Consider the following 11,398-nt stretch of genomic DNA (forward strand, 5'->3'; position numbering starts at 1 on the left):
ATCTGACGTCCGCACATGGCGTAGCGATAGTCGGCGGGCGAGAGCTCCTGCCGGTTGACAACCCAAAGGCACTCGGCCAGAAACAGCAGCAGCAGCAGCGCAGCCAGCCGCTGTGGGCGGCCAATCTCAATCTTCCAGAACTTCATCTGCCGCGCACCGCCAACTCCTCCAGATTCTTCAGTCTCTGTTCCCTGGCCCCTAAGTCCCTGCCTTTATCGTATCGTGAGAGTATGCAGTCGCTCTCCTTCACGCCCGGTCGCGCCTTTCTCTCCGTCGATTCGTCCATCGTCCCCTGGACCGTTGTCTTCGAGGACGAGGGAGTCGCGGGCTACTTCTATGCCTGTGACCGCTCGCAGGAGAAGCACGAGCACAGCATCCTCGATGCGATGCTCATCTACAACGTCGCCGCGCTTGCCAAAAGCGATGCCGAACTCAAGCGCCCCGAACCGCAGCGCATCGCCACGGTCGAGTGGTCGCGCGATGGCCTGAAGGCCGTCCTCTACCTCGACGGCACGCCGCAGGCGCTCTACGACTTCGACGCCCGAGCCGGCTACTGCCGCATGAACTTTCCCAACTTCCTCGAAGAGAAGGGCGACACATGGCGCAAGTCCACGCACGCCTGGTCCGAAGAGGCGCTGGAGCAGTTCGAGGCGGCCCTCTACGCATAGAAGCAGGGAATAGGGAATAGAAAACGATAGTTCATCGCACTTATCCCAGACGCAATCAAGAGACCGCTCATTTGCTGATGGAAGAACGTGCCATCCCTGAAACAACGACTCCAGGAGCTCGCCCGAGCCTATTCCCTACACCCTATTCCCTACACCCTGTCCTTATCCCAGAAACAGCTTCTCCACATCCAGCCAGTCCTTCACGCGTTTGAAGCCTTTCACGCGAAGGTTGTGCGGCGAGGTGAAGAGGATGCCTTCGCCCTGGAAGCGACGGAGTTGACGCGGATTGTCGTCAATCAGATAGTCGGCACGCAGGATGCTCTTGTCGCCGCAATAGACGATGTGTGAGGGCGGAATGAAAGGGAAGTGACGTTCGAGCCAGTGGAACTTCTGCTCAAACGAGGTGGGCACCTCCATTGCGGCCGTCGCGATGAAGACCTCATAGTTCATCTGTAGACGCCGCATGACGCGCTGCGACTCCGGCATCACTTCGAGCACGGCAAAGAAGTCGTCCGACCGCATCTGGCTTTCGATGACAGGGTGCCGGTCGGTCGAGGCCACGTCCCACAGCCACTTTCCTTCAAGGTCGTCCGTCGTGACTTGCTCGCCGAAGTGTCTGTTATAGCGCCGCAGGTGCTCGCCAAGCGCGTCGGCCATCACCTCGTCCATGTCTACAGCAATTCGCTTCACAGATGCTCTGCCTTTAATGGTTGACTGCCGTTGCTAGAGTGACGAGCGCACGATCGAGGCCGCGATGCTCTCTGACTGCACCGTCTTGCGCTGCGGAGCGTCCCGCGCCGGGTCGTAATAGAGCAGGCGCCCGCAGCTCTCGCAGGTCATCATCGTCTCATTGTTGTCGCGGTCGCGCAGGTCGTTCCACTTCTGCGGGCGCAGCAACATCTGGCACACGGAGCACTTCTGGTCCACGCCCTCGGAGACGGCAACGCCCTTCGACTTCGCAATCCGGTCATACATCGAGAGCGCGTCTTCACCAACCTCTGCCCGCACAGCGACACGCTTCTCTTCGACCGCTGCCAGCGCGGCTTTATCCTGCGCCATCGTCTCGGCTGCGCGCGCCTGCTCGCGTTCAAGATTTTTTTCGGCGGAAACGACAGACTCATCGGCTTCGAACTTCTGCGCAGCCAACGATTCGCCGCGCTCCATGCTTTCGAGTTCAGCATCTTCAAGCCGGCTAATCTCCGACTGCGCAAACGAGATCTCGTGCTCAAACGATGTCACCTGCACGGTGGTCGTCGCCATATCCAACTGCTTGCGCACCTTCGCGATCTTCGCCTGCTGGTCCTTGATGTCGGACTCCTGGTGGCGGCGCAGACCCTCTTCCTTCGCAATCGAATCGGCTGTCTCGGTGCGCCGCTCGATGGCCGCCTTGAGCTTCGCTTCAAGGTGTGCCACCTGCGTGGGAAGTGCAGCCATCTCCTCGCGGAGCCGCTTCGCCTCGATGTCGTGCCGTTGCAGCACTATCAGTCTTTCAAGATCAGGATGCATCTCGTGCCCTCTCGTCGTGTTTCGATACCATTGTTACGCCAATCGCCCTTGCCTGCTCAAGACTTGCTCACGTCTACGTAATACAGGTCGGTGGCAACGCCAAACTGCTCCTCAGTCAGGGGTGTCTTCATGGTCTGCCATACGGTCGTGGGATGGATCAACAGCCAATGGTCTTTCTCTCCCACGCGTACCGGCATAGCGAAGTCCTGTTCGCCCGCCTTCCAGCGGTAGGCGACGGTCCCGTCGGCTGCATTGAACTTCAGCTCCAGCACAGGAATTGCAGTATGGCGCAGATACTGATCGAAGACAGGCGTGAGGTTCATCCCGGTCTGCTGATTGAACCACGCGACAACATCTTCCGTCATGATGTTCTGATATTTGAAGTGCTGATAGAAGTCGTGGATCAGCCGGAACCACCGCGCATCGTCGTCCACGATGCTGCGCAGCGTATTCAGCATCAGCGCGCTCTTGAAGTACTGGTCCTCCGGAGGCTCGGCGTTGATGCCGCGCGCGGGGATAATGGGCTCCTTATTTGCGATCTTCGACTTGTACGCATTCAGATACTTCAACGCATCGGCCTTGCCCCATCGGTATTCGACATACAGGCCCTCCAGATACGTCGTCCATCCTTCATGGATCCACATGTCCGACTTGTCGGCAGCCGTGATGCTGTTGCCGAACCACTCGTGCCCGCTCTCGTGAATGATGATGAAATCGAAACGCGGACTAATGCCTACGCCGGTCCAGTCGCGGCCCAGGTAGCCGTTCTTGAAGAGATTGCCGTAGGAGACCGCGCTCTGGTGCTCCATGCCGGAGTACGGAACTTCAATCAGCTTGTAGCCATCCTTCGGAAAGGGATATGGGCCAAAGTAGTGCGTGAACGCCTCCAGCATCCCCTTCGCCTGTGTAAACTGCGTCTTCGCCTTGGCGAGGTCTTCAGGCAGCGCATAGAAGTCCAGGTGCAGCTTCTTGTACCTGTCAGAGAAGTGTTGATAGTTGGCGATGTTCAGCGCGACATCGTAGTTGTTGATCGGGTAATGCACGTGCCAGTTCCACTGCGTGTAGCCGTCGCCCAGGTCTTTGCTCCCGTCGAATTTACCGTTGGAGACATCCATCAAGCCATTCGGCACGGCCACGCTGATGCGCATACTGCGCACCTCATCGCGCCACTGCTCCTTGTTGGGCCACCAGATGTCCGGGCCTGTCCCCTCGCAGGCCGTCGTAATCCACGGCGTGCCTGCGGTGTCTTTTTTAAAGGTGAAGCAGCCGAACCGACCCTGCGCCTTCGGCTGGCCGGAGTAGTAGAAGTCGATCGAGTAGGTGCGGCCCTTGTGCAGCGTCTTCGGAAAATCGACTAACACCGTACGTCCGTCGCGCTCGTACTTGAGCTCGGTGCGGCCCAGCAGGATGCGGTCGATCTGCATGGTGGGATAAAGCTCAAGCTGGATGCGCGTGCCGTCGGCCAGCATCTTGAAGCGAATCGTATTCTTGCCGCTGACAAACTGCTTCACCGGATCGACCCGGATGTCGAGGTGGTAGTAGAGCAGATCGTTGTTCGCGCGATACGGGCCATAGCCCCCGCGCAGCAGCACATCGTACGTCGGCGGCGCTGCCGCGGGTGAGCCCTGACCTGTGGCCGGGACAGAAATCACAACTCCGAGCACGAGGGCTCCGGCAAGCAATCCAAGAAACTGCTGTTTTTTCATTGCAGAAAGCCTATCGCGTCCGGGGCCACGCCCGCCAATGCAGTTGTTAGGAAAGCTACTCATTGTCGATAAGTGCAAGAAACCACAGGGTTGCATTTTTACCAAACGGTTAACGTTCGATTTTTTCAGTCTGGTTGTAAATCTCTGAATCCGGCCACATACCGGTACAATCTAACTATCCGGTTAAAAAATGGCGACCACCGTCCTAGAATTACCCGAGGCGCAACGGCCATCTGCGTCCACCGAAGCCGAGCGTCCCTGGCGTCCACGCATCAATCCGTGGATCGTCGCCATGACCGTGACGCTGGCTACGTTCATGGAGGTGCTCGACTCCTCGATTGCCAACGTCAGCCTGCCGCACATCGCAGGCGGCCTGGGCGCGACGCAGGACGAAGCCACCTGGGTGCTGACCGCCTATCTCGTGGCAAACGCCATCGTCCTTCCGGCTGGCGCTTACATGACCACGTTCATCGGGCGCAAGAAGTTCTACATGATCTGCGTGGCGCTCTTCGGCCTCAGTTCGGCGCTCTGCGGTCTCGCACCGACACTGCCGCTGCTGGTCTTCTGCCGCGTCCTGCAGGGCATCGGCGGCGGCGGTCTTGCACCGTCTGAGCAAGCGATCCTCGCCGACACCTTCCCCCCGGCCAAGCGCGGACAGGCATTCGCCATGTACGGTCTTGCTGTCGTCGTCGCTCCAGCCATTGGCCCCACGCTCGGCGGCTACATCACCGACCACTTCGACTGGCGCTGGATCTTTTTCCTCAACGTCCCCATCTGCCTGCTCTCGCTCTTCCTCACCTCCCGTATCGTCGAAGACCCGCCCTACGTCAAAAAGCAGGTTGCCGAGACGCAAAAGGGCGGCATCAAGCTCGACTTCCTCGGCTTCGGTCTGCTCGCCACCACCTTTGGCTCGCTCGAGTTCCTGATGGACAAGGGCCAGGAGGACGACTGGTTCTCCTCGCATCTCATGGTCTTCTTCGCCGTCGCCTGCGTGGTCGCGTTTGTCTTCATGATCTGGTGGGAGCTGCGCCAGCTTCGCACCGGCCATCGACCCATCCTGAACCTCACGCTCTTCTACAAACGCAACTTCGCCATCAGCTTCATCCTGATGTTCGTGCTCGGCTTTGCGCTCTATGCGACGACCGTCCTGATTCCACAGATGGTCCAGACGCTCATGGGCTATACGGCAGAACTTGCCGGACTCGTACTGTCTCCCGCCGGACTTGTAATGATGGCCATGATGCCCGTCGTCGGCTTCCTCGTGGGCCGAGTCGATCCGCGCAAGCTCATCGCCTACGGGTTCATCATGCTCACCGCCGCGCTCATCGTCATGCATACGATGAACCTCGGGGTCAGCTACAGCTATCTGGTCTATCTGCGATGTTTTCAGGCGTCGGGGCTGGCGTTCCTCTTCATTCCGATCAACACCATCTCCTACATCGGCGTGAAGCAGTCGGAGAACAACGACGTCTCTGGCCTCACCAATCTGGCGCGTAACATCGGCGGCTCCTGCGGAACTGCGTTCATGGCCACCATGCTCACGCGCCGCACTGCAGCGCACGAGACCAACATGGTGCGCAACCTCACCATGGCCAACCCGGCTTTCGTCAATCAGGTCGAGGCGCTCAAGCACGCCTTCGGCACCGGCCAGCAGGCCATCCACACGGCCGAGGCCTTCATCTACAACCAGCTCCACCGGCAGGCTGCGATGCTTGCCTACCTCGACATCATCCAGTACCTCGCCGTCTTCTGCGCCTGCATGTTGCCGCTGGTGTTCCTCATCCCTCGGCCGCCCAAACACATCGACCCCTCAGCCGGGCACTGAGACGCGGCATCGAAGGAATGTTCAAGCCTGTAGAGCATTTTCCCTGAAGCGCGAATCCTCGCAACCCCACTCTCCGCGGCGGGATTTGTTGTCATTGGATTTGTTGTCATTCCCCGAAGGGAATCTGCGTCTCGCTTCGGGTTGCACCGAACTGGAGTTTTAGGCAAGATGCTCTATTTGGCCGCGCCGCCCCAGTCCAGTTCGGGTTTGTCCATACCTTCCACGGAGCCGCCCATCTTGCCCTTCAGGTCGAAGACAACAATCTCGTTCCTGCCCTGCTTGAGGAACGGCCCCGGAGCATACAGCGCCTTTTGCGGGCCAATGTTCCAGATGCGCCCCAACGGACTGCCGTTCAACCACAGCTCGCCTTTGGTAAAGGCGCTCGTATCCAGAAACGTGTCGCCCGTTGCGTTCAGGTCAAAGCTGCCGCGATAAAAGCACGCACCTGTGCAAGGTTTCGTCGAGTACTTCATCGCATCGACCGCCGTCATCGGCAGCGAGTAAATCTCCCATCCGGTCAGCACCTTGCCTGCAAGCGTCACTTGTTTGGTGATGCCCGCGCGCTCGCCCGGCAGTGCATGGCCGAAGTTCACACGCCCCGTATTCTCGACCAGAATATCGAGCTGCTCCCCCTTCTTCATATCGAGCGACATTCGGTCCTGCCTCAAGCGGCGATCCAGTGTTCCCGCCAAAATGCCGTCTGCATATATTTGCGCGTAGTCGTGAAGTTGGTCGAGCACCAGCTCGCCCGAAGCCGCGTCTTTCAGCTTCGTGCGGTAAAGGATGTATCCATACGACTGGTCTACATCTTCCATGCTCAGCACCTGTGCGGAATGAACCGGCTTTGGCAGGTTCTTCCACAACGACGCGGCCTCTGTAAGCTTCACGGCGGGCACACTGATGGCTGGAGCAACCTCAGGAACCGGAGGCAGTGCTCTTCCGGTGTCTTTCGCTATGACATCACGGAAGGCGTAGTACTTCTTTGTGGGTCGTCCGCTCTCGTCAAGCGGTGCGTCGTAGTCGTAGCTGGTCACGTCCGGCTCGTAGCTGCCCTTGTCGTCACTGTTGGCTCCGTTCATCCAGCCAAAGCTAGTACCTCCATGGAACATATAGATGCTTACGGAGTAGCCTTGCTTAAGGATCCAGTCCAGGTTCCCGGCCTCGTTCGCAACGCTCGTGTGCGCGTGTTTGCTGCCCCAGTGATCGAACCATCCCGCCCAGTACTCGCTGTTAAAGAATGGCCCGTTGGGGCGGTATTTCTTCAGCGTGGCAAATGCGTGCTCCGCCGAATGCAGGCCGCTGCCGCCGAAGTTGATCCCTGCGGGAAGCTCCGGCAGCGAGCCGTCCGGAACCTCTTCTGGCCCGTCCGCCGTGTAGAGCTGCGACTTGGTAAACCCGGCATCGACCAACGCCTTGTGGATCGCCTCCACGTAGGCATGGTCCTTGCCGTAAGAGCCGTACTCGTTCTCAACTTGCACCAGAATGATTGGCCCGCCGTTGCCAATCTGGAGCGGAGCCAACTGCTTGCCCAACTGCTGTAGATACTCGCGCGCAGGCCCCATAAACTTCGGGTCAGTCGAGCGCACGACGATGCCGTGGTCTTTCAGCAGCCACGACGGGTAGCCGCCCCACTCCCACTCGGCGCACACATACGGCCCCGGCCGCAGAACGACGTAAAGCCCCTCCTGCTGCGCCTCGCGCACAAACTCAGCCACGTCGTTGTTGCCGGTAAAGTCCCACACACCCGGCTTCGGCTCATGCTCGTTCCAGAAGGCGTACACCGTGATGGTGTTCAGTCCCATCGCCTTCGCCATGCGCAGACGCTCGTGCCAGTACGCGCGCGGGATGCGCTGATAGTGCATCTCGCCCGAGATCACCTGGAACGGCTTACCATCGAGCGCGAAGTGGTTGCCCTCGACCGCGAAGCTGTGCTGAACAGCAGGTTGCGCAAAGCCACTTCCGCAAATCACAAAACAAACAAGCAAAAGAATGATCAGTCTGGAGCGCACAAATCCCTCACCGTCAAAGAATGGGAGCAAGGCCAGCAACGATTGCGAACCTCAAACCATTACTTATACTAACGATTTATTTCGAAGCCGTGCAACCGGTTTCAGTGTCGCCAGAGCACCGTCTGTAGTTCCGGGCCTTCTTTCCAGTCAGGGCAAACAGACTCTTTCATCGCCCTCTGAGGTCCTACACCGGCTTCGGGTTCCGCTCCTCAAACTGCAACTGGTGCCAGTACGGATACGTGCGCGGCAACTCGCTGGCCGCATCGAGCTTCGCAATCTGTTCCGCGGTCAGCTTCCATCCGGTCGCGCCGATGTTCTGCCGCAACTGCGCCTCATTGCGTGCGCCGATGATAACCGTCGAAACCGAAGGCCGCCCGAGCACCCAGTTCAGCGCCACCTGCGGAACGGTCTTGCCCATCTCTTTCGCCACTTCGTCCAGCGCATCGACAACCCGGTACAGATACTCCTCATCCGGCTGCGGCCCCGAATCAAACGCCATCTTCGACTGCAACCGGCTGTCCTTGGGCAGCGGTTGTCCGCGCCGGATCTTGCCCGTCAGCCTGCCCCATCCCAGCGGTGACCACACCAGCGCGCCCACGCCCTGGTCGAGCCCGAGCGGCATCAACTCCCACTCATAGTCGCGCCCAACCAGCGAGTAGTATGCCTGATGCCCCACATACCGCGACCACCCATAGCGGTCGCTCACCGCGAGCGACTTCATCAGGTGCCAGCCGGAAAAATTCGAGCAGGCGATATAGCGAATCTTCCCCTCGCTCACCATGTCGTCAAGCGCGCGCAGCGTTTCCTCCACCGGCGAGGTCGCATCGAACGCATGAAGATGGTAGAGGTCGATGTAGTCCGTGCCCAGGCGTTTCAGGCTCCGCTCCACCGACTGAATCAGGTGATAGCGCGACGATCCCACATCGTTCGGCCCCTTGCCCAGACGGAACGTCGCCTTGGTCGAGATCAGCACGTCCTCGCGGTCCAGATGGTCAATCGCCTTGCCCAGCACGGCTTCGCTGTTGCCGCTGGAATAGATGTCCGCGGTATCGAAAAAGTTGATGCCGGCATCCATGCAGATGTCCACCATCTTCTTCGCCTCTGCGACATCCGCCGCGCCCCATGCTTTGAAGAACTCGTCGTTATGCCCGCCGAACGTCCCGCAGCCGAAGCAAAGCTCCGGCACCTTCAATCCTGATCTGCCAAGCTGTCTATATTCCATGATGTTTAGGATGCCACTAAATCGCCTCTCCGTTCGGCATCTACCAGGGCATTTTTCCGCAACAGCCCGGGCGAGAGTAACATCTTAAGAAGAGCTATGAGCGTCAGCGCAAACCCGGTGAACACTTCCCGCGTGTACGGCAAAGCCCGCCGTCACGACTTTGCCTAGCTGCGCCCGTTCGCTCCAATCATTCCCCAGAAACAACTGCAAGCGACTTTTTGCTATAAGGATTTTTCTATATGTTCGACCGCCTCGACCAACTCGAAGCACGCTACGAAGACCTCGGCCATCAGCTCGCCGACCCCACGCTCGTCACCGACCAGAAGAAGTTTGCCGCGACCGCCAAGGCTCACCGCGACATCGAACCCACCGTCGAAAAGTTCCGCGAATACCGCACCGTGCAACAGGGCATCGCCGAAGCCAAAACCATGCTCGCCGACTCCGACCCGGACATCAAGGAGATGGCGCAGGCCGAGCTCCTCGCCCTCGAACCACGCGCAGCCGAGATCGAGGAGCAACTCAAGGTCATGCTCCTTCCCAAAGACCCCAACGACGACAAGAACATCATCATCGAGCTGCGCGCCGGCACCGGCGGCGACGAGGCCGCCATCTTCGTCTCCGAGATGTTCCGCATGTATCTCCGCTTCGCCGAGCAGCACAAGTGGCGCGTCGAAGTCCTCTCCACATCCGAGACCGGCATCGGCGGCGGCATGAAGGAAGTCACGGCAATCTTCGAGGGCGACAAAGTCTACTCGCAGATGAAGTACGAGTCCGGCACGCACCGCGTGCAGCGCGTGCCCGCCACAGAGACGCAGGGCCGCGTCCACACCTCCGCCATCACGGTGGCCGTGCTGCCAGAGGCCGAAGAGGTCGACATCAAGATCGAGGCCAAAGACCTGCGCATCGACACCTTCTGCTCCTCCGGACCTGGCGGCCAGTCGGTCAACACGACTTACTCCGCCGTCCGCATCACCCACATCCCCACGAACACGGTCGTAAGCTGCCAGGACGAAAAATCGCAGATCAAGAACCGCGAAAAGGCCATGCGCGTCCTCCGCGCCCGCCTCTACGAGGTCGAAGAAGAGCGCATCCACCAGCAGCAGGCCAAAGACCGCAAGCAGCAGGTTGGCACCGGCGACCGCTCGGAAAAGATCCGCACCTACAACTTCCCGCAGAACCGCCTCACCGACCACCGCATCGGCCTGACCAACCATCAACTCAACATGGTCATGGAAGGAATGCTGCAACCCACCATCGACGCCCTCATCGCACACGATGTCGCGGAAAAACTAAAAGCGGAAACCGCAACCGCCTGAAGCGGGAAGTCGGCCCATCAACCAATCCCAATTTGGCACGACTGCTGTTCGTGGGCGACAATCCTTATGCATCAGCAAAATGGAGAAACCATGAACCGGAGACCGGGCCTTCGCAGAATCGCGCGCGTCGCAGCAGCAGTTGTCGTTACTCTTCTCGCCGCCAGTGCTCCGGCGCTTACCGACCCGGGCGCGCCGCCGCCGCTTGCGGGCATCGCGCACATTGCCATCCGCGTGCATGATCTTGCAGCCTCCACCGCCTTTTATCAGAAGCTGGGCTACGAGCAACCCTTTGCGCTGGACCATAACGGCCAGGTCAACGAGGCCTTCGTCAAGGTCAACGACACGCAGTTCATCGAGCTTTACCCAACGACCACGAAGAACCCCGACCCCAGCTTCCTCCATCTCTGCTTCGAGGGCGTCGATCTCGAGACCGTCTATCAGGACTACATCACGCGCGGCCTCACGCCACGCTCGAAGGTGCGCAAGGCTGGCGCGGGCAATCTCCTGTTCACCATGAACGGCCCCGATCAGCCCTTCGGCCCGCAGAACATCGAGTACACGCAGTACCAGCCCGGCTCGCGCCACTGGGAAGACCGCGGCAAAAACCTCGGATCCAATCGTGTCGCCGACAAGCTGCTGGTCGTCACGCTCGCTGTCAAGGACCCAGCCGCCGCGCGCGACTTCTACGTCAATCAGCTTGAGTTCAAGCCCGTCACCGGCAGCATGACACTCTTCCATCTCCCCGGCGACTCGGGCGAGCAGGTCGAGCTTGTCCCTGCCGCCACACTCGGCAACCGCGCCCGCATCACGCTCCAGACTCAGAGCCTCTCACGCTCCGAGCACCTGCTCCGCAAGCAGCACATCGCCTTCACCAAAGTCGGGAGCATACTCACAGTGCTCGACCCGGACGGCAATATCATCCGCATCGTCGCCCGCTAACGCAGCTTGATAGTTGTTACGAGCGTTCTTGAGGTGGCATCCTGAGGGAGTCATTTTTTAGCTTGTCATTCTGAGCGAAGCGAAGAACCCCGCATTGTGTTCCTTGTGTCACGATCCTCTCTCGAAGGAACAGCCACACCCGCCATGACCCTACGCGAAGCTGCCGTTGAAGCTGCTGCCCGCCTCTCAGGCGACTCGTACCTCCGT

Annotated in this window: 9 protein-coding genes; 4 read left to right on the top strand and 5 right to left on the bottom strand. The window is 59.6% G+C overall.

Annotated features, from left to right (window positions below):
• The first annotated feature begins 230 nt into the window (after positions 1–230).
• Positions 231–668 (top strand): DUF2251 domain-containing protein, encoded by a 438-nt coding sequence (locus tag VFU66_RS15265; protein ID WP_326447129.1) that lies wholly within the window; start codon positions 231–233, stop codon positions 666–668.
• Positions 669–830: 162 nt separating this feature from the next.
• On the opposite strand, the gene VFU66_RS15270 is transcribed toward VFU66_RS15265, so the two are convergent.
• From VFU66_RS15270 to VFU66_RS15280, 3 genes are read right to left on the bottom strand one after another with little or no spacing between them, the layout of a single operon-like run.
• On the bottom strand, positions 831–1,358 hold the full coding sequence (locus VFU66_RS15270; protein WP_326447130.1) for a 5' nucleotidase, NT5C type: 528 nt from the start codon (positions 1,356–1,358) through the stop codon (positions 831–833).
• 33 nt (positions 1,359–1,391) lie between these two features.
• Positions 1,392–2,174 carry a zinc ribbon domain-containing protein gene (locus VFU66_RS15275; RefSeq protein ID WP_326447131.1) on the bottom strand — a complete coding sequence of 261 codons (783 nt, stop codon included), beginning with the start codon at positions 2,172–2,174 and terminating at the stop codon, positions 1,392–1,394.
• A gap of 56 nt (positions 2,175–2,230) precedes the next feature.
• A complete protein-coding gene (locus VFU66_RS15280; protein ID WP_326447132.1) occupies positions 2,231–3,880 on the bottom strand; it encodes a M1 family metallopeptidase in 1,650 nt (549 codons plus the stop codon).
• 190 nt (positions 3,881–4,070) lie between these two features.
• Between VFU66_RS15280 and VFU66_RS15285 the strand changes: the two genes are divergently transcribed.
• The gene (locus VFU66_RS15285; RefSeq protein WP_326447133.1) at positions 4,071–5,705 is read left to right on the top strand and encodes a DHA2 family efflux MFS transporter permease subunit; all 1,635 of its coding nucleotides are present in this window, start codon (positions 4,071–4,073) and stop codon (positions 5,703–5,705) included.
• A 173-nt stretch (positions 5,706–5,878) separates the two neighbouring features.
• Here the strand turns inward: VFU66_RS15285 and VFU66_RS15290 are convergent, their stop codons facing one another.
• Together VFU66_RS15290 and VFU66_RS15295 are read right to left on the bottom strand one after the other, a co-directional pair.
• Positions 5,879–7,675, bottom strand: a complete 1,797-nt coding sequence (locus tag VFU66_RS15290) for a glycoside hydrolase family 35 protein (protein ID WP_326447134.1) — start codon at positions 7,673–7,675, stop codon at positions 5,879–5,881.
• A gap of 223 nt (positions 7,676–7,898) precedes the next feature.
• Positions 7,899–8,936: an aldo/keto reductase gene (locus tag VFU66_RS15295; RefSeq protein ID WP_326447135.1), complete on the bottom strand. Its 1,038-nt coding sequence runs from the start codon at positions 8,934–8,936 to the stop codon at positions 7,899–7,901.
• 239 nt (positions 8,937–9,175) lie between these two features.
• On the opposite strand from VFU66_RS15295, the gene prfA reads away from it, so the two are divergent.
• Entirely contained in the window at positions 9,176–10,252 is a 1,077-nt protein-coding gene (prfA, locus tag VFU66_RS15300; RefSeq protein WP_326447136.1) for a peptide chain release factor 1, read from the top strand.
• A 90-nt stretch (positions 10,253–10,342) separates the two neighbouring features.
• On the top strand, positions 10,343–11,191 hold the full coding sequence (locus VFU66_RS15305; protein ID WP_326447137.1) for a VOC family protein: 849 nt from the start codon (positions 10,343–10,345) through the stop codon (positions 11,189–11,191).
• Positions 11,192–11,398: the final 207 nt, after the last annotated feature.

The organism is Edaphobacter sp., assembly GCF_035763405.1.
Lineage (GTDB): Bacteria > Acidobacteriota > Terriglobia > Terriglobales > Acidobacteriaceae > Edaphobacter.

Excerpts from the sequence above, each read along its gene's own strand:
- VFU66_RS15265 (WP_326447129.1), top strand. The coding sequence starts at position 231 with ATGCAGTCGCTCTCCTTCACGCCCGGTCGCGCCTTTCTCTCCGTCGAT.
- VFU66_RS15275 (WP_326447131.1), bottom strand. The coding sequence starts at position 2,174 with ATGCATCCTGATCTTGAAAGACTGATAGTGCTGCAACGGCACGACATC.
- VFU66_RS15280 (WP_326447132.1), bottom strand. The coding sequence starts at position 3,880 with ATGAAAAAACAGCAGTTTCTTGGATTGCTTGCCGGAGCCCTCGTGCTC.
- VFU66_RS15285 (WP_326447133.1), top strand. The coding sequence starts at position 4,071 with ATGGCGACCACCGTCCTAGAATTACCCGAGGCGCAACGGCCATCTGCG.
- VFU66_RS15295 (WP_326447135.1), bottom strand. The coding sequence starts at position 8,936 with ATGGAATATAGACAGCTTGGCAGATCAGGATTGAAGGTGCCGGAGCTT.
- prfA (WP_326447136.1), top strand. The coding sequence starts at position 9,176 with ATGTTCGACCGCCTCGACCAACTCGAAGCACGCTACGAAGACCTCGGC.
- VFU66_RS15305 (WP_326447137.1), top strand. The coding sequence starts at position 10,343 with ATGAACCGGAGACCGGGCCTTCGCAGAATCGCGCGCGTCGCAGCAGCA.